Source organism: Georgenia sp. H159, assembly GCF_035607575.1.
GTDB lineage: Bacteria > Actinomycetota > Actinomycetes > Actinomycetales > Actinomycetaceae > Oceanitalea.
Genome location: NZ_JAYDZY010000008.1, coordinates 1 through 18,647, shown reverse-complemented (window position 1 = coordinate 18,647; position 18,647 = coordinate 1). Strand labels below are relative to the sequence as shown.

Genomic DNA, 18,647 nt, shown 5'->3' with positions numbered 1-18,647 from the left:
GTCCTGCCGCGGCTACTGCTGTTGCCGGCCGCGCCGGGGTAAGGACGTAGGCGTCGTGGTCGGTGAGGACGGTTCGAGGTGAAGCAAGGCCCCGTCGGCGGTTTCCGGCGGGGCCTTGATGGTCGCGGCGTCGCGGCCGTCGTCACGCATGTCGGGCTGGTCATTCGATGGTGACCTCGGTGACGGCGGCGCGGGCGGCGGACTCGTCGACGATGGCTTTGCCGGCGGCGAACGCGTCGACGAGGGCCTGGACGGCGAGGTTGTTGACCGCGCGTGGTTGCCCCGATTCGGTGGATCATGGCGGTGGCGTCGTCGGAGAACAGTGTGTCGGAGCAGCCAGCCAGGGCCAGGGGGTGAGCGAAGTAGCTCTTGGTCTCGGCGTCGTTCATCGCGGTGAGGGTGTAGCGCAGCGCGATGCGCTGATTCAGCGCGTCGACGGTTGCCCAGCTTGATGCGCCGACGCAACGTCGGCTTTACCGACCAGCGGGCAGGGCGAAGGGTGAGTGGGAGTCCAGCTTGGCGTTCGTCACTTGTCGACGGCGCTTGAAACTGAGCAGTAACGGCGCTTGAAAAGTGAGCACTCTCCCGACGATTGGAGCGTGATCACCATGGAGGACTGGGCGCTGATCAGGAGGCTGGACGCCGAGGGGGTGCCGAAGGCGGCGATCGCCAGAAAGCTGGGTGGCTTGACGAATACGGTCATCAAGGCCGTGGGCTCGAACGGCCCGCCGAAGTACGAACGCCGGTCGAGCCCGACGTCGTTCACGCCGTATGAGACGCGCGTGCGCCAGCTGCTGGCGGAGACGCCGGACATGCCCGCGACCGTGCTGGCCGAACGGGTGGGGTGGACGGGGTCGATCCGCTGGTTCCGGGACACGTGAATCGGCTGCGTGCCGACCACCGCCCGATCGACCCGGCCGACCGGCTGATGTGGGCGGCCGGGGACGTGGCGCAGTGTGACTTGTGGTTCCCGCCGCGCAAGATCCTGCTGGAGGACGGTTCGCGGGCGCTGCTGCCGGTGCTGGTCATGACGTGTGGCTACTCCCGCTTCACGCTCGGGAGGATGCTCCCGACCCGCAAGACCCCCGACCTGCTGCTCGCCTCCTGGGCGCTGCTGTCCCAGCTGAGTCGGGTGCCGCGCCGGCTGATCTGGGACAACGAGCCGGGCATCGGACGAGGCAAGGCGACCGAGCCGGTCGCGGCTTTCTCCGGGACGCTGGCCACGAAGGTGGTGCTGCCGCCACCGCGGGATCCGGAGTGCAAGGGCCTCATCGAGCGCCGCAACCGCTTCTTCGAGACCTCCTTCATGCCCGGTCGGCACTTTGAGTCCCGGCGGACTTCAACGCCCAGTTCACCCACTGGCTGACCACCGCCAATGCCCGGGTCGTGCGCACGATCAAGGCTCGTCCAACCGATCTCCTCGCCGCGGACCGAGAGAAGATGCTGCCCCTACCGCCGGCGGTGCTGCATCTGGGATGGCGCAACCACGTGCGCCTGGGTCGGGACTACTACGTGCGCGTCGACACCTCCGACTACTCCGTGGATCCCCGCGCGATCGGGGCCCGGGTCGACGTGGCCGCCGACCTGGACGTCGTGCGGGTGCGCAGCGGCGGGCAGCTGGTGGCCGAGCACCCACGCCGGTGGGCGCGAGGCATGACTGTCACCGACCCCGCCCACGTCGCCACCGCCGCAGCGCTGCGCCACGACTACCAGCACCCGACCGTCCCGAGCTCGGGCGAGGAAGGGGTGGTGCGCGATCTGGCCGACTACGACCGCGCCTTCGGCCTGGGTGAGGCGGGCCAGTCATGACACCCAGGCCCGCCCCAGCCGGGACCGAGACGCTGAAGCAAATCAACCACCTGGCTGCGGCGCTGAAGGCGCCACGGATCACTGAGTCCGCCGCGACGCTGGCCGACCACGCCCGCGACGCCGGATGGACCCACGAGGACTACCTCGCTGCGGTCCTGGAACGGGAGGTCGCCGCCCGTAGCGCTTCGGGCCCGGCTGCGGATCCGCGCCGCTGGCTTCCCGGCGGTCAAGACCCTGGAGGACTTCGACTTCGACCACCAACCTACCGCGCGCACCCCGATCCAAGTTCTGGCCTCCGGCGCCTACTGGCCGAGCACCGAAACGTCGTCCTGCTCGGGCCACCGGGCACCGGTAAGACCCACCTGGCCACCGCCCTGGGCGTCGCGGCCGCCAGGCAGGGCCACCGCGTCTTGTTCGCTACCGCCACCGACTGGGTCACCCGCCTGACCGAGGCCCACGACCGCGGCCGGTTGGCCGCCGAGCTGACCCGACTACGCCGCTACGGACTGATCATCGTCGATGAGGTCGGCTATCTGCCCTTCGAGCAGGACGCAGCGAACCTGTTCTTCCAGCTCGTCTCCTCACGCTACGAGCACGCCTCCCTGATCCTCACCAGCAACCTGGCGTTCAGCTCGTGGGCCGGGGTGTTCGGCGACCAGGTCGTGGCGGCGGCGATGATCGACGCATCGTCCACCACGCCGACGTCATCGCCCTCAAGGGCGCCTCCTACCGACTCCGCGACCGCGGTGTCGACACCCTTCCCAGCATCAAAGCCGAACAAGAATCCCTAGACTGAAACTGCTCACTCTTCGACCGCCGAAACTGCGCAGTCTTCGAGCGCCGCCGACAGTCACTTCCGCGTTCCCAAAGTATTAGGCGACCGGCGTGGTCGACCGGGAGTACGTGTGGTTAATTCGCCGCTACGCAGTCGGGTCCGGTCTCCTTGCTGGATGGACGTTCACCCGCGCCATTACGATTCAATGTGACCCATGCGTGCAGGAGGCTCGAGAGTGGCTCATGGCCGGACTACCTAAGGCAGGCGCTGGGCAGCGGCGCAGCGTCGGGCAGGTCGCGGAGCTCATCCAGCCGTCGGCCGTCTCTGCGGTGAGTGTCATACCCACGACCGACGAACCTGTCACGGCCGTGGACATCTTCGCGAGCGACACCGCAGTGGCGCCGGGGAGCATCTTGCTCGTGCCTGGGGCACACAGTGTCTCGGCGCAACGCGCAGCGCTCGAAACCGCACGGGCAGGCAAGGCCGCCGGCGTCGTCCTGGACGGCCTGGAGCCTGCGAGCAGCGGTGACCCGTTCAGCGGGCCCGAGCGGCAGGACGGATTGGCTGTGTGGCGCCGGGTCCCCGGCGCGTCCTGGACGGCCATCCTGGAGCACTTGCGGACCGTGCTGTTCGTAGCCGAGGTGGACGTTGCGGCGGAGCTGCCCGGTATCGCGCTGGGCGACATGCAGCGGGTCGCCGACGGCCTGGCGGCCCTGCTCGGCGGGCCGGTCATCATCGAGGACCAGCAGCTGGAGGTGATCAGCTACTCCAGCTACCAGGGACAGGTGGACCGAGGCCGCGACGCTGCGATCCTGGGACGCCGCATGCCGTACGAGTGGATGAGGTACCTCCAGAGCACCGGGGACCTTGATGCGCTGCTCTCCCAGGACGCCGTGGTCATCGACGTCCCGAACGGCCCCCTCGACGCTCGCCGCCGGCTCCTGACGTCCGTCCACTCCGAGGGCGAACTCATGGGCATACTCTGGGTCGCCGAGGGTGAGAGCCCGCTCCCCCACGACGTGAGCGAGCTTCTCGCACGGGCGGCACAGATCCTGCTCCCACACCTTCGCGAGTACCACCTTGCCCGACTCTCCCAGACGCGCCAACGCAACCAGGACCTTCGCAGCGTCTTCGAGGGCGAGACGGTTAGGACTGAGCTCCTTCTCGAACTGGGACTCGCCCCGGCCGCCGGGTACGTCCTGGTCGCAGCGCGACGAGCGGACGGCGAGCCCTTCGGCGGCCGCGAGAGAGCTCGCGTCATGGACATCATGTCGCTCTACTTCCAAGCGTACAGGTGGGGCGCGGCAGCCATCGTGATCGGTGGGACCGCCTACTGCCTCCTCGCCGTTTCTGATCGCACCTCCGACGAGGTGATCCAGGCCGCGGTGCAGGGTCTCGTGAAGACCTGCGTGAAGAACCTCGGAACGGAGCTCCACGTGGCCATCAGCGAAGCCATCCCAGACGTCAATGAGCTTCCGCGCGTGCGATCCGACGCGGAGCGGCTGCTCGCGAGCCTGGGCCGTCAGGCGTATCAGGTAGGCCGCATCATGACGGCCAGCCAGGGCGCGGTCACCCTGGCCCTTGACCGGGCTGCAGAGGCCGCACTCGCGGCGGGGGCCACCCCGTACCAGAAACTGGCGCTCCTCGAGGCCTACGACCGCAAGCGTGACTCTGACCTCGTGGAGTCGCTGGCGACCTTTCTCGCCCACCGTGGCAACGTGTCGGCCGCTGCGGACCGTCTCCACCTGCACAAGACGAGCCTGCGCTACCGCCTGCGCCGGATCGCTGAGATCTCGGGGATCTCACTGGAGGACCCGAACGAGTACCTCCTGTGTCTACTCCTACTCCGAGACCGCGCCAAGTGAGCGAGTGGCGCGCACTGCGCGCACAGAGATCCGGGTGCCCAGTTCAGCCGGGCACCCGGACCGGCCGTCAGGCCGACGTACCAACCTCGGCCGGTGCCCACGGCACCTGCTTGCCGCGGTACTTCGCGGCACGGATGTCGCCGGAGCGGGCGTGGCCCTCGAAGCTCTCCGCCCGGCTCGCCCGGCCGCATAGCTCCCCCAGGACGGCGCTGGCATCGGTGTCCCGGACCTCCTGGTAGGTGACCGTCTTGAGGAACTTCCCCACCCAGAGCCCGCCGGTGTACCGGGCGCTCTTGCGGGTGGGCAACGTGTGATTCGTGCCGATCACCTTGTCCCCATAGGACACGCACGTGCCCTCGCCTAGGAAGAGGGCCCCATAGTTCCGCATCTTCACCAGCGCCTCGCGCGGCTCGCGCGTGAGAATCTGGACGTGCTCGCTCGCGATCTCGTCCGCGAGTGCGAACGCCTCGTCGAGTGTGTCGACCACCAGGACCTGGCCGTGATCGCGCCAGGCCGGCCCGGCGAAGTCCACAGTCGGCATGCCAGGCAGCACTGCCTCGATGTGCGCGATGACCTCGTGGCCCAGCTCCTCGGACGTGGTGACCAAAACCGCGGGTGAGTCCGGGCCGTGCTCTGCCTGACTCAGCAGATCCACCGCAACGACGAAGGGGTCGGCCGAGTCGTCGGCGACGATGAGGACCTCGGTCGGGCCGGCGAGGAGGTCGATCCCGACCTCGCCGAACAGCTGACGCTTGGCCTCGGCCACATAGGCGTTGCCGGGTCCCGTCAGGAAATCGACGCGCCCCATCGACTGCGTGCCGATCGCCATGGCGGCCACGGCCTGGATGCCGCCCAGGAGGTAGATTTCGTCGGCGCCCGCCAAGTGCATGGCCGCGACCGTGGCCGCGGGGACCTCTCCACGGATCGGCGGGGTGCAGGCGCGGACAGTTTCCACGCCGGCGACCTTCGCCGTCAGGACCGTCATGTGTGCAGATGCCAGCAGCGGGTAGCGACCGCCCGGAATGTAGGCACCGACCGCCTGGATCGGGATGTTCTTCTGGCCGAGGAAGACGCCGTGCTGCGTCTCGACCTCGAAGTCGCGCAGGGAGTCGCGCTGATGCTGGGCAAATGTCCGAACGTTCTCCTGGACCGTCTGAATGTCGGCGAGCACCTGCTCCGGAACGCTAGCGACGATCTTCTCTATCTTGCCGTCGGTCAGCCGGAACTCCTCGGGGGACCACTTGTCGAACTTCTCCGAGAACTCTCGAACCGCGGCATCCCCGCGGCGCCGGACGGCTTCGATCACGTCGGCAACGGCGTTGCTGACCGCTGCGTCTGCGGTGGTCGGACCGGTCGTGCCGGTTGCTTCCTTCAGAACGCGTGCCATGGCAGGTTCCTTTCGTTAGTGATTGTCGCCCTTGGTGTCGGGTCATCGGGTGATGGCGCTGGGCTCGCGCCGCTGGCTCTCGAGCTCACGGTCAAGCGCCTCGAGAGTCTTGTCCTTGGTCTCGATGCCGAAGAAGGCGAACATCGCCGCGCATAGGAGGTACCAGATCGCGAAGTATCCGAACGCTGGCACTAACTCAGTGGCAGCCACTTCCGGCTTGACGAGGTTGCTCGAGCCGATTATCAGAGCGAGGCCGAGGGGGCCAATGACCTTGCCGATGCCGCCGATGCCGTAGGCGAAGCCCATGCCGGTCGTCCGGAGCGAACTCGGCCAGATCTCGCCGGAGTACGGGCCCACGACAGCGAATCCGCCCTCGCCAAAGAAGTAAACGACGATCATGATCAGGAAGAAGACGGACAGGCCGCCCAGCATGGCATGGTCGAGCATCGCGGCGACCATCAAGAACCCGGCCGCGCCCAGCCCTGCCAGGGTTCCCGTGCGGCGCCGCCCGATGCGCTCAGAGAGGAACGACAGGCCAAATCGGCCAGCAAGTGCGCCCAGCGTGATGAACACCATGTAGAAGCCCGACTGCGCGGGGTCGATGCCCATGACCAAAACGAGCAGGGTGGGGGTCCACAGGGTGATGCCGTAGTAGCCGGTCTGAATTCCGAGGTTAGCGAGCGTGGAGACCCAGAAGCTCCGCCTGTACTTGAAAAGCTGGGCGATCCCGACCTTCCTCTGCTCGTGGACCTCCGGGACGGCGAGCGGCAAAGACTCGGGCGCAACCTCCAGGGCCCAGGCGATCGACCGGCGGGCGCCTTCGGCGTCACCCATGCGGGCCAGGTAGCGCGGCGACTCGGGAATGGAGAGCCGCAGCAGAAGCACGGTCATACCAAGAACCGTCGCGACCACGAGGATTCCCCGCCACCCGATCGCGTCGGACAGCAGCCAGACGAGGAGTGAGCCGACGAGGAACCCAGCCGGCACGGCGGATGTGACGAGGCCGGTCACCTTGCCGCGCTTGGCGGCCGGCATGAACTCCTGCACCAGCGGCAGGTCGACGACGTACAGGCCACCCGCGCCGAAGCCGACCACAACGCGGAAGAGCACGAGGTAGAGCCATCCCACCTGCGGGTCGTCGGGCGTGAAGACCAGGGCGCCGGTTGCGAGGGTGAACACCGTGATAGTGATCAGGAAAACCTTGCGCCTGCCGATCCGGTCCGCCAGCCGACCGAAGTAAAGCGCGCCGAAGATCGCACCGATGCCGGAGGACAGGAGCACGAAGGAAGACTGTCCGAAGCTCAGCTCCCAGGGCGCCGAGACGAACGTCAGAATGAAACCGATGAGAAAGTAATCAAGAAACTCTAGGCACACGGCCCAGGTGGCGATGAGGGCCAGTTTCTTCTGATTACGGGTCAGCGTGGTTTGTCTGTCGAGAATGTCGAACACGTCGATCCACCTCGTTGTGGTTGGGGGCAAAAAGCGCGCCACTGTGGGTTGGGGTTAACAGGTGAGGGCAGGAGTCGGTCAGGCCGACAGGGTCAGAAAAAGTTGCCTACTCCGCGGTCCAACCGCCGTCGAGCAGGATCGAGCTGCCCGTCATCAGCGCCGAGGATGAGCTGGCGAGGAAAACGACGGCGCCGCCGACATCCTGGGGCTGGCCGATCCGGCCGAGCTTTATCTTCGAGAGCACCTCGCTCTTGAACTGTGGATCGGCAAAGAACGGGGCCGTCATCGGTGTCTCGATGAAGGTCGGGGCGACGGTGTTGACGCGGATACCATGGGGGGCGAGCTCGATGGCGATCGCCTTCGTCATGCCCTCCAAGGCCCACTTCGAAGCGCAGTACACGGACCGGTTCGCTGCACCGACATGCCCCATCTGCGAGGAGATATTGATGATCGCCCCTCCTCGTCCCGCGGACACCATCCTCGCGGCGACAGCCTGTGTAACGAAGAATGTCGACCGAACGTTCAGGGCCATCACCGCGTCATAGTCGCTCGGCGACACGTCGCGGAACGGACCTGGCCGGTTCGTCCCTGCACTGTTCACCAGGATGTCCAAGTCAGGGCCCCGGCTAAGGACGTGCGCACAAGTTTCGGTGTCCGTGACGTCCAGGACGACCGGCTCCGCCGAGCCGAAGCGTTCAGAGATCTCGTCGCTCGCTCGCTCGACGTCAGACTCCGTCCTCGCCGCCACCAGCACGTGCGCACCCGCGGCAGCAAGGGCGGCCGCGCTTGCGAACCCGATTCCTCGGCTGCCACCGGTCACTAGAGCCGTCTTGCCGGAGAGATCAAAAGACGGCGGCGAGAACGAGGGTGTGTCGATGGTGCTCGCCTGGGGCGCGGTCGCACCACCGTTCCCCTCAGCCATCGCGCTACTGATGCTGACCACCTCCGATTCGCTCGTACTGCCGGCCCTTAGCGCACACTCCATCTAGCCGGTTGCTGGTTCCCACGCCGAGCATCCTCACTCGCGCGACCACCCCGTCAACCTATCCAGCGACACGACCCGCCTGTTCCTACAAAAGTAGGCAGAACAGCACGATTCATTGTTCGTTCGGAGAAACAGGTGGCGACCAGGCCCGACGTATCGTGATTTTGCTGGGCCGCTCCGGGAGGTGCGGCGGATCTCAACGACGAGCGATAGGGATACGAACGTGTCGCACACGACAGACACCGATGCCTCGGTCGAGAGCGTGACTCTTGACCTGTTCGAGGAGTACTACAAGTCGTTCTCCAACTGGGGTCGATGGGGCCACGACGACCAGCGGGGAACCCTGAACTTCATCACTGAGGAAAAGGTCGTCGAGGCCGCGGGCCTCGTCCGGCAGGGCAAGGCGATCTCCCTCCAGCTCCCGCTCGACGGAAACGGGCCGCAGACAGGGGCGTTCGGGCGCGTCAACCCCGTGCACCAGATGGTCGCGACTGGCACCGACCACCTCGCAGGCAAGCAGGTCTACAGCAACGACCCGCTCGGCTGGGGATTCGCCGACGACAGCCTGTTCCTGTTCCTGCAGGGGGGCACCCAGTGGGACGCCCTCGCCCACATCTTCCGTGAGGGGAAGATGTACAACGGCTTCAGCGCCGCTGAGGTCACCTCTCACGGCGCGAAGGTGGGCGGCGTGGAGAACATGCCCACGGTGGTCTCTCGCGGTGTCCTGCTGGACATGCCGAGGTATCTCGGGGTCGACTACCTCGAGCCTGGCTACGCCATCACTCCAGAGGACCTCGACGGCGCATGCGCACACCAGGGCGTAAGCGTGGGCCGGGGCGATGTCGTCCTCATCCGCACCGGCGACATGCAGGCGCGGCGGACCGAGCCCGGCTGGGCCGGATACTCCGCCGGTGACGCCCCGGGATTGTCGCTCCGCACCGCTCCGTGGTTCTACGAGCGCGATGTCGCCGCCTTGGCCACCGACACGTGGGGAGCGGAAGTAAGACCGAACGAGATCGACGGAACCTTCCAGCCGCTGCACCTCGTCCTGATCGTGAGCATGGGAATGCTCGTCGGGGAAATCTGGCAACTCGACGACCTCGCCGAGGACTGCGCGAAGGACGGACGTTACGAGTTCCTGTTCGTTGGTCCGCCGCTTGTAATCCCGGGAGCCGTCGGCTCGCCGTTGAATCCGCAGGCGATCAAGTAGCGGAGTTACCGCTCAGGTGGCTCGCCGTTCGCGTCCTGGCGGGCCACCTGAGAGCGAAATCGAGAGACCAGTAAGGGCTAATCGTCACCGGTGCCAGGACGCCGAAGTTTTCTCCAGAAGCGCCCGCGGGCCCGCGGCCAAATCGGCCACCGTCCGTTCGCGGATCAGCTATGGGTCGAGCTTGGCGAAGGGAGCCCATCGTCGTGAAGAAGAACTTTCCCTCCCCTGCCGGCTGTAGGTGCCGGCGAGCGTTCATGTAAGAACGCGGAGCGCGATCCCCTGTCACTTGGCTCTAGAGCCGCGGACCTCGACGGCGACACTTCCCCCTCGCCTGTCAGACTGTAGGTGCCTGCGAGCATACCGGTGAGCACGTAGAGACCGGTCCTTCGATCGCTGGGGTCGTCGGCGACGGTGAGGGTGTCCTTAGACCTGTCCAGCCCGTAGAGCCTCCACACCGCCAGGGTATCGATGCCGTCGCGCATGAACTCGAGCGGGTGGGCCAAGCCAGGGCGGTGAGTCAATCGGCTGCTGATCTTCTCTTCGAAGATCTGATGGAGCCCGCGGCCTCGAGGGCGCCGCGCTGGAACTGGGCGTCTGCGCCGTTGGTCGATACCGGGCCAAGCCGACGAGGTTCCGAGTCACCGCTCAAGAGTCTCAAAACGGGCGCAGAACCGGCCGGTGACACGGAGGATTTCTAGACCGGTTGTGGACGCAAATCAGGCCCATGGCGATCGGTTGCCAGGCCGTCTCGGAAACGATCGTTTGTGGTCTTCCTTCGTCTCACTCGAGGTCGAGCGAAGGGAGCCCGTCGACGATCCGCATCGTCTCGACCGAGACGGTGACGACGCGCTTGAGCAGGTCCACTATGTAGCGCGGATCGCCGACCTCCGCGGCCCAGTCGTTGGGGTCATTGACGATGCCCGACGCCTTGTGGGTGGTCACCTGATACTGGCGCATCACCCACTCGATCGCGCTGCGGGAACCGAGCAGGTAGCGGTGCGCCTCATCGGGAATGCCGCTGAGAGTCAGGTGGCTGTTGTAGATGACGGCGCTGCGGTCCTGGTTCTTGCCCCGGCCCTGGTAGCGCATCTTCTGCACGCGGTAGAGCTCCGGCTCGTCGGCGGTGCCGGTGACGCTCTCGGTCAGCGGGTACGGCTCGACCGTCTCGTAGCCGATGTGGAGGTCGGCCAGGGCCCGGCCGGCCGCGCTGAAGGCATGGAAGTCTTCGGTGGATGCCACCTGCGGGATGCGCGGCAGCATCTTGCGCAGGTCCGCGGCGTAGCGTTCGCGGTAGTCCGGAGAGTGCAGCAGGCCGTAGACGTAGGAGAAGACGTCGTCCTTGGTGACGGCCTCGCCGTAGGAGCGGCGGTAGGCGACGAGGGTCGCATCGGTGATGTTGTCGAGGCGTTCCCATTGCACAGACTCGTCGCCGTCCGCAGTTAGCGAGAAGAGGTCGTCGCCTGCTTTGCGCACCTCATACTTCCACCGAGGAAAATACTGTCCACCTTCTGACCCATATAGGTTTAAGTCCGGGAGCAGGGCAGTCGCCAGAACGGAGAACTCTTTCTGAGCCCCAAGACCGAGTATATAGAGCCCCACATTACCTACAGTCGGGGCAGGGAAGAACCTCTGTTGGATGGCTGGGCGGTGAATGAGATCTGGCGAGACATAGACTTTCTGCCTGAAAAACGGTCGATACAGGGCCGTCGTAACGAATCCGTCGTTGAAGGTCAGTAGTTTTCCGCGCGCAAATCGGTTGAGAAGCGATGAGGACCAACTGATTGCCGTCGGATCTCGATCAACATTCTCAGTCGAGACCAACTTCTGGACAATGCCCTTCGCTCCGGACGTCGCACGTCGAACTTCGCCGTTGTAGAACGTGATCGTGTTCATGACGTTGGTTCGGACAGTGGCCTCGGAAGACGCGTAAACCCAAGCATCGCGGCTTGTGCCGAGACCATTGACGTACCCTTCGAAGACGCCGGGCCGAGTCTCTCCGCGCGAAGCGCCCAGCGGCCTGGCCTCGTTGAACTTGTCGTCGCGCTGGCTGAGCCAGTCGCCGTGCTCGTTGGGCTCGATGGTCTGCCAGTCGAGCTCGGTGTGCTCGGACTCGTCTAGGATCGCGAGCTTTTCTTCCCGAGTGAGGTAGTCGCCGATGTCTCGGTAGTAGACCGTGGCCGCACCGGCGTGGCCCGCCTTCTTGACGAGGAAGGTGATGGCGACGGTGTTGCGGCTGCCGGAGCCGAAGATCTTTCCGCCTTCGCGTCGGGACTGCTCACCCGCGGTTCGCTGGTTGCCGCGGAGGTTGTAAACGTAGATGGTGGAGAACTCGTCAGCGAGGACCATGCGGAGGCCGTCAGCAGTATTGGAGTCGATCCAACCGCCGTTGGTGACGTAGCCGATGATGCCTTCGGGTCCGATGCGGTCTGATGCCCACCGGATAGCGCGGATGTAAGAGTCGTAGAGCGAGTTCTTGTTCGTCGCCGTCGAACGCGTCGCGTACGTGTTCTCGATCTGGCGGTCGAGCGTCGGGTACTTGAGGTTGGCGTTGGCGTCGTTGACGCTTCCCTGCTTTGCCGAGTAGGGCGGATTCCCGATGATTACCCGGATGTCGAGGTTCTTCTGGGCCTCGGCTCGAGCGTTGTTGGTGGGGAAGATCGCCGAGTCGAGGGTGTCGCCGTCCTCGGTCATCTGGAAGGTGTCGGCGAGCACGATGCCCTCGAAGGGCACGTACCCGGCGTCAGGATCGTTCTCTCTGAGCAGGCCGTGCAGGGTGGCCTCGATGTTGATCGCGGCGATGTAATACGCGAGCAGCAGGATCTCGTTGGCGTGGAGTTCGCTGGTGTACTTGCGCAGCAGGTCGGCGGGATCGATGAGCCCGGACTCCAGCAACCGCACTATGAACGTCCCAGTGCCGGTGAACGGGTCAAGAACGTGGACGCCCGGATCGCTGATGGAGACGCCAAACTCCTGCTGCAGGATGGCCTGCACGGCGCGCAGGATGTAGTCGACGACCTCGGTGGGGGTGTAGACGATGCCCAGGGACTCGGCGGTCTTGGGGAAGGCGTGCTTGAAGAAGGACTCGTACAGCTCGGTGATGATCTGCTGCTTGCCGGCCGCGTTGTCGATGCCGGCGGCGCGGATGCGCACCGACTCATAGAAGTCCTCCAGCGACTCGGCCTCGGCGGCGAGATTCTGCCCGTCCAGGGCGTCGACCATGTCCTGCATGACGCGGGAGACGGGGTTGTGGGCGGCGAAGTCGTAGTCCTCGAACAGGGCATCAAAGACGGGCTTGGTGATCAGGTGCTGGGCGAGCATCTCGATCGCCTCGTCCCGACTGATGGAGTCGTTCAGGTTGCCGCGTAGCCCGGTGAGGAAGTCATCGAACCGCTGAGACAGACCCGGGTAGGGGTTGGCCAGGATGGTCTTGATACGGGTGATGTGGGTGGCGGCGATCTGCCGGATGTCGGCGGCCCAGTCCTCCCAATAGCGGCGGGTGCCGACCTTCTGCACGATGCGGGCGTAGATCGCATCGCGCCACTGGTCCACCGCAGGCAGGTCGAGCATGCCCTGCTCGTAGTCCCTCGTCTTCTGCTTGGCCTTCTGCGCCTGGTCGGGGTCCTCGGCGTCTCCGGGGCCGTCGAAGTCGGTGAAAATGACCTCTAGGCGCTCTCCTGGCGCCTTGTTGAGGTCGATCTGGTTGATCATGGCGTCGAAGCGCTCATCGTGGGCACGCAGGGCCTGCAGGACGTCCCAGATAACCTTGAACCTGGTGTCGCCCAGAGCGATGTGGGGCTCGACGTCGGCGGGGATGGCCACGGGCAGGATGATGTAGCCGTACTTCTTGTCCGGGGCCAGGCGCATCACCCGCCCCACCGACTGGATGACGTCGACCTGGGACCGGCGCGGCTGCAGGAAGAGCACGGCGTCCAGTGCAGGCACGTCCACGCCTTCGGACAGGCAGCGGGCGTTGGACAGGATGCGGGCAGTGTCGGTCCCGGGATCCTCGCGTAGCCAGTCGAGTTTGGCGTTGCGCTGCAGGGCGTTCATCGACCCGTCGACGTGGTCGACCTGGCAGCGCAGCGCCCGCTCGGTGCCGTTGCCGGCCTGGTCGTCGTCGTAGTCGGCATCGAGGTCGTTCGAGGTGATGTAGTGGTCGGTGATCCGCTCGAACTTCTCGGTGAACGCCTTGGAGGCGGCGATGGTGTGGGAGAAGGCCACCGCCCGGCGCATCGGTGTGGCGTCTTCCCCGAACCCGGAGTCGGCCTGGCCGCGCTTGGCCAGCCCGTTCCAGCAGCCCACCATCTTGGCCACGTCATCCAGGCGCAGCTGCAGGTGCTCGTCGGCGAGCTGGGCCTGGAACGTCTTGGAGACCTGGTCCTCCGAGACGCCAAGCACCAGGACCTTATAGTCGGTGAGCAGACCGCGGGAAACGGCCTTGCCGAAGGACAGACGGTGGAACTCCGGCCCATAGAGCGTCTCGTCGTCCATCGAGGACAGCACCGCCTGGGCCTCACCGGCCTTCGCCTTGGTCGCATCGCCATACACCCGCGGGGTCGCGGTCATGTACAGGCGCCGGTCGGCCAGAATGTACTCGGGGTCGTGCACGCGCACGAAGGGCGACTCATCCTCGTCGTCGACCAGCGTGACGCCGGTCGTGCGGTGAGCCTCATCGCAGATGATCAGGTCGAACGGGTCCACCTCGCCCATGCGCTGGGCCTCGGCGACGACGTCGATGGACTGGTAGGTCGCGAACACCACCCGCATCCGACCCGGGACCGCCGCCGTGAGCCGCTCGTGCAGCACGTTCGGGTCCGTGGTCGAGGCTAGGGGCAGGTCGACAGAGGAGATGTCCTCGCCGGGGTTGAGGCGGCTGGCCTTCGGGTCGGAGCACACCGCGAACGCCTGCAGGTCGAGCTCTGCCTCGATCGTCCACTCCCGCAGCGACTGGGACAGCAGCGCGATGGACGGCACCAGAAACAGCACCGACCCGCCCACCCCGACCATCTGCTCGGCCAGGCGCAGCGACGTGAACGTCTTGCCGGTGCCACACGCCATGATCATCTTGCCGCGGTCGTGCTCGGCGAACCCGGCCTTGACGTCGGCGATCGCGTTCTCCTGGTGCTGACGCAGGCGCTTCTTGTCCTTCAGCTCCAGCACCTCAGGGGTGGCTAGACGGAACTGGGACCAGTCGATGCTGGAGTCGGCCAGGTCCCTGAACCGAATGCGCTGGACCGGGATCTGCTGCCCGTGAATCGCGGCCTCGGCGTTAGCGCCCCACTTGTCGGTTGTGGAGACGATGATCCGCCGCTTGAAGGGGTACTTACCCGAGGCCGAGAGGAAAGAGTCGATGTCCGGCTTGGCCAACGTGCCGGCCGGGTCGTAGAACTTGCACTGGATCGCCACCACGTCCCCGGTGTCGCGCTCCCGGGCCACCAGGTCGATCCCGTGGTCGCCTTGGCCGTCGCGGTCGGGCCACTCCATCCACGGCCACACCTCATCGAACTGATCGGCGTACTGCGGGTCCGTGCGCAAGAACGAGGCGATCAACCGCTCGAACTTCGAGCCCTTCTCCACCTCCGACGTGGAGGAGTAGTACAGCTCGTCCAGCACCTCTTCGATCGTCGCCGACATACGACGATTGTGCCCGACCCAGGCGCGAGGAAGTGCAGGACTGCCCCAGTCCGGCGCGCCGCCCAACACATCGGAATTGCCGTCGTGTCTTGCGAGCAGTGCAGCGTGGAGTTCTGCCCGTTGACGGGCGCGAAGCGCCGCCGTTTCTGTTCGCGTTCGTACGCCTCGAAGTACAACCGGACGCGGCAGTCTGTGAGGGCTGTCGTACCAGCGGGCCAGGCCAAGCTCCCTCCGATCGCGTGCATGCCGACGGCCCCGTCCTCGGCGGATTGGTGTGCGCGGCAGCATCGGCTACTCCGCAGGCCACCGCTGGTGTGCCTCGAACTGGCGCGCGGTGGGTTGGCGTAGCTTCCGGCGAACCCAGATGAACGGGCTGCGGACTGCGACGTGTGCGAACTTGATCGTGTTGATCGCGCTCCACAGCGTCGGCACCCACCACCAGCCGGAGCTGTCGACGTTCAGGTGCCCTCCGCTCCAGGTCATCGTCAGGTAGTACAGGGGTGTGAGAGCGGCACCGATGGGAAGGCCCCACTTGATCCCGCGGTCGGTGTTGACCAAGCGGACGAGGTGGCTGGTCGGCATCCATGCATGGAAGAAGGCGTAGACGTGGAGCGCGAGCGTGAACCAGAACCGGAGGATGAGGTAGAAGAGCACGATGCCGCCTCTCGCTTATGGCCGGCTGGGCTTCAGCCCGCCTCTCTCGGTGAAGGGTGGGCGCTACCGGTTCCGGTGTGCCTCGTAGACGGTGAGGTTGTGGACAACTCCCGTATCCACAGATTCCTAGGCAGTGGCCCCGTGCTCGGGTACTTTCGCCCACGCTGGGTTCCATGCGCGCGATTCCGGCAGAGGCCTTGGGCGTCCTAGACACTGCGCGAGTGCGTGCGCGAACGGGTAGCCCCGGCCCTGCGGGCGTGGGCTGTGGCTTCGGCACGGCGGAGGGATTCGGCGGCGCGGCGCCGGTCGCGTTCTTGGACGAGTGTCTGGGTCGAGGCGCCGAGTGGCGCGGGGCCGGTGATGCCGTATCGGTCGCGATAGGCCGCAACGACCGCCAGCTCGTCGAGCCACCGTTCGCGATCGCCGGCACCGAGCGGTCGTTCACCAATACGAGACAGCCACGGCGCCTGTTCGCGGACCGCAGCCTCGGTGAGGGTGCGGGCGCGGGTCTCGATGAGCTCGCGGCGTTCGGCGAGTGCGCGGGCGGTGTCGGCGGGCAGCGGGCCGATGACGGCCGGGATGAGTCCGGCGATCAGATCCGGCGTCGTACCGGGTGCAGGCCGGGCTGTGGCTCGGGCGAGGCGGGCGGTGAGGACGGCGGCGATGTCGTCGGCGTCGAGCAGCGTGCGCTGGGCGACCAGACGCGGCAGCAGGGTGTCGACGTTGTGGCGGTTGGCCTCGGCGCGGCGCAGCTCGGCCATCATGACGGTGAAGGCTTCGGACTTGATGACCCGGTCGGCTTCGGCGGTCGTGAGCTCGCCCGCGCGGACGAGGGCGTCGGTGACCTGCCGTGTCCAGCGGTCGCGTTGGGCGGTGGCGGCGATGGTCTCGTACTCGGCTGCGACCTGCCTGATGCCGGTCCACCGCTCCTGCTCGGCGGTGATGGTCTGGTGCGCGGTCAGCTCGAGCCCGGAGTGGTTGAGGACGCCGAAGAGGACGGTGCGGGCGGAGGTGTCGGCGTCGGCCGGGGTGGCGTGCAGCGGGTTGGGCTTGTCGAGGGCGACGTAGGCGGTGTTGGCGCGTCGGCCGCGGGTCATGGACACGTACAGGTTTTCGCGGGTAGTCGACGGGGAGATGACGACGTGTGCGCTGTCGACGGTGATGCCCTGGGCGCGGTGGGCGGTGACGGCGTAGCCGAGGTCGACGTGCCGGGCGACGTACCCGGCCGGGAGCGTCACACTGGCCCCGCTGGGGTCGCCCGCTCGGCGCACGTCGAGCGTCCCGTCGCTTCCGACGTGGGTGACGGTCCAGCGGTCGCCGTTGCGGACCCACGTGTCTGGGCTGGGGCGCAGTCGACGGTCGTTGCGGCGCGTGATGATCACATCACCGGCCGACGCGCGGGCGTCGTCGCGCAGCGGGGCTTCACGCCGCGTGGACGTGAGGCCCGACTGGATGCGTTCGGCACGGGCACGCTCGTTGAGATGCCGCACGGATTCGGCGGCCTCGGTGACGAGGATGGACGAATGCCCGACGCGCAGGTCCTCCTGCCAGGCCTCGTACGCGGCGTCAATCATGGCGTCGGTGGTGCCCTCGAGGATGCGGCCGTGGTTCTCGTACGCGTCGATCGCAGCGACATCGCCGTCACGCAGCGCGAGAGAGGCGTCCTTCTCCCACTCGTGGACGAAGCGCCGCACCTCGACCAGCCGTGCGATGTCGCCATCGCGGGCCTCGACGAGCATGGAGAACGCTCCGCCGGCGTCGACGGACTGGAGCTGGGCCGGGTCACCAACGAGCACGACCTTCGCGCCGACCTCGGCCGCGCGTGTCGCGATGACCTCGAGGGTCCGGGTGGAGGCGAGGGTGGCCTCGTCGAGGATGACCAACTGGCCCGGGCGGAAGCCGGCCTTGCCGCGCCGGTGGTCGTGGACCCACTTGGCTGTGTTGTCACAGCCGATGCCGAGGTCTTCGGCGAGTACCTGCGCGGCGGCGGCCGACGGCGCCATGCCGGTCACGGACCCGGACCCGTGCTGGGCGGTCCAGGCACCGAGAAGGGCGGCCATCGCAGTGGACTTACCGGAGCCCGCCGGGCCGACCAGCAAGTCCAGGCGCCAGCCCGAGGTGAGGACCCGGGAGAGCGCGGCGGCCTGCTCCCCGTCGACCACCGCGCCACCGACACGGGCGCCGGGCACGGTCTCGACAATGTGCGGCGGGACGACGAGAGCCGTGACGTGGTCCTCGGACAGCGCGAGCAGCCGGTCCTCTGCGGCGAGCAGGTGCTCGCTCGTGTAGTACGTCGAGTGTCGGGGGCGCAGGGTGCTGGTGCCGTCGTCCCGCCGCATGGCGGCCGGTGTGATGGTGACCTCGCCTGGGGTAAGCGGGACCGACTGTCGGGTAGCGGCTTCGGTGATGAGTGCGACGACGAGCTCGCGGTCCTCCACGGTCTCGAAGCGCCAGCCCATCGTGCGGCGCGAGGCCTCGGCCCACAAGTTCCAGTGCCGCCAGGTCGACCGCTTCTCCGAGACCGCGTCCACGACGTCGGCAGCGGCCTGGTCGATCAGGTACATGGGCACGGATTCTTGGGTGAGGACCTGCGCGGGAGGTGTCGTGGTGAGCTTGCGCGCCCACTCGGTTGGGTCGCCCCGGACGATCTCCTGTGCGCGTGCGCGCCACTCGGCGGTCAGGTCCGCCAGTGCGCGAATGTTCTTCTCCGGGCGCGTGGCGAGCGTGGCCTCGGCGCGCATCCGCACGATGCGCGCGTCGGAGGGGTAGTGGCCGTGCTCGCCGAGGTAGTCGGCGATCCTCGCGTCGGTGGCGATGTCGATCGCGCGGGCACGGCTGGAGAACTCGGCGACGAGGTCCTCGCTGACGCCCTGGATCTC

Annotated in this window: 13 protein-coding genes; 6 read left to right on the top strand and 7 right to left on the bottom strand. The window is 66.7% G+C overall.

All coding sequences use genetic code 11. The features are described 5' to 3' along the window. Positions 1-599 precede the first annotated feature (599 nt). From VR894_RS12470 to VR894_RS12450, 5 genes are all read left to right on the top strand, one after another. Positions 600-881, top strand: coding sequence for a hypothetical protein (locus VR894_RS12470; protein WP_324651991.1), 282 nt, complete (start codon positions 600-602; stop codon positions 879-881). Continuing rightward, positions 878-1,366, top strand: coding sequence for a hypothetical protein (locus VR894_RS12465; RefSeq protein ID WP_324651990.1), 489 nt, complete (start codon positions 878-880; stop codon positions 1,364-1,366). The genes VR894_RS12470 and VR894_RS12465 overlap by 4 nt, the downstream gene beginning before the upstream one ends. A gap of 74 nt (positions 1,367-1,440) precedes the next feature. Continuing rightward, positions 1,441-1,809 (top strand): Mu transposase domain-containing protein, encoded by a 369-nt coding sequence (locus VR894_RS12460; RefSeq protein WP_324651989.1) that lies wholly within the window; start codon positions 1,441-1,443, stop codon positions 1,807-1,809. Continuing rightward, positions 1,806-2,600 (top strand): ATP-binding protein, encoded by a 795-nt coding sequence (locus tag VR894_RS12455; RefSeq protein WP_324651988.1) that lies wholly within the window; start codon positions 1,806-1,808, stop codon positions 2,598-2,600. The genes VR894_RS12460 and VR894_RS12455 overlap by 4 nt, the downstream gene beginning before the upstream one ends. A gap of 94 nt (positions 2,601-2,694) precedes the next feature. Next, positions 2,695-4,449, top strand: a complete 1,755-nt coding sequence (locus tag VR894_RS12450) for a PucR family transcriptional regulator (RefSeq protein ID WP_324651987.1) — start codon at positions 2,695-2,697, stop codon at positions 4,447-4,449. A gap of 67 nt (positions 4,450-4,516) precedes the next feature. Here the strand turns inward: VR894_RS12450 and hisD are convergent, their stop codons facing one another. The 3 genes from hisD to VR894_RS12435 all read right to left on the bottom strand — a co-directional run bounded on the left by hisD (position 4,517) and on the right by VR894_RS12435 (position 8,207). After that, complete coding sequence (gene hisD / locus VR894_RS12445) at positions 4,517-5,836, bottom strand: histidinol dehydrogenase (RefSeq protein ID WP_324651985.1); 1,320 nt, start codon at positions 5,834-5,836, stop codon at positions 4,517-4,519. A 42-nt stretch (positions 5,837-5,878) separates the two neighbouring features. Next, positions 5,879-7,285 carry an MFS transporter gene (locus VR894_RS12440; RefSeq protein WP_324651983.1) on the bottom strand — a complete coding sequence of 469 codons (1,407 nt, stop codon included), beginning with the start codon at positions 7,283-7,285 and terminating at the stop codon, positions 5,879-5,881. Positions 7,286-7,391: 106 nt separating this feature from the next. Beyond that, positions 7,392-8,207, bottom strand: coding sequence for an SDR family NAD(P)-dependent oxidoreductase (locus tag VR894_RS12435; RefSeq protein ID WP_324651981.1), 816 nt, complete (start codon positions 8,205-8,207; stop codon positions 7,392-7,394). A gap of 325 nt (positions 8,208-8,532) precedes the next feature. Between VR894_RS12435 and VR894_RS12430 the strand changes: the two genes are divergently transcribed. Continuing rightward, entirely contained in the window at positions 8,533-9,480 is a 948-nt protein-coding gene (locus VR894_RS12430) for a cyclase family protein (protein WP_324651979.1), read from the top strand. A gap of 164 nt (positions 9,481-9,644) precedes the next feature. On the opposite strand, the gene VR894_RS19125 is transcribed toward VR894_RS12430, so the two are convergent. The 4 genes from VR894_RS19125 to VR894_RS12415 form a co-directional block, all read right to left on the bottom strand. Further along, on the bottom strand, positions 9,645-10,028 hold the full coding sequence (locus VR894_RS19125) for a hypothetical protein (protein WP_416380839.1): 384 nt from the start codon (positions 10,026-10,028) through the stop codon (positions 9,645-9,647). Between the two features lie 232 nt (positions 10,029-10,260). Beyond that, positions 10,261-15,114 carry a DEAD/DEAH box helicase gene (locus VR894_RS12425; protein WP_324651978.1) on the bottom strand — a complete coding sequence of 1,618 codons (4,854 nt, stop codon included), beginning with the start codon at positions 15,112-15,114 and terminating at the stop codon, positions 10,261-10,263. A 291-nt stretch (positions 15,115-15,405) separates the two neighbouring features. Beyond that, complete coding sequence (locus VR894_RS12420; protein ID WP_324651977.1) at positions 15,406-15,768, bottom strand: hypothetical protein; 363 nt, start codon at positions 15,766-15,768, stop codon at positions 15,406-15,408. 206 nt (positions 15,769-15,974) lie between these two features. After that, positions 15,975-18,647, bottom strand: a 2,673-nt coding sequence (locus VR894_RS12415) for an AAA family ATPase (RefSeq protein ID WP_324651975.1), incomplete at its 5' end; no start/stop codon positions are given.

Excerpts from the sequence above, each read along its gene's own strand:
- VR894_RS12435 (WP_324651981.1), bottom strand. The coding sequence starts at position 8,207 with ATGGCTGAGGGGAACGGTGGTGCGACCGCGCCCCAGGCGAGCACCATC.
- VR894_RS12425 (WP_324651978.1), bottom strand. The coding sequence starts at position 15,114 with ATGTCGGCGACGATCGAAGAGGTGCTGGACGAGCTGTACTACTCCTCC.
- VR894_RS12460 (WP_324651989.1), top strand. The coding sequence starts at position 1,441 with ATGCTGCCCCTACCGCCGGCGGTGCTGCATCTGGGATGGCGCAACCAC.
- VR894_RS12455 (WP_324651988.1), top strand. The coding sequence starts at position 1,806 with ATGACACCCAGGCCCGCCCCAGCCGGGACCGAGACGCTGAAGCAAATC.
- hisD (WP_324651985.1), bottom strand. The coding sequence starts at position 5,836 with ATGGCACGCGTTCTGAAGGAAGCAACCGGCACGACCGGTCCGACCACC.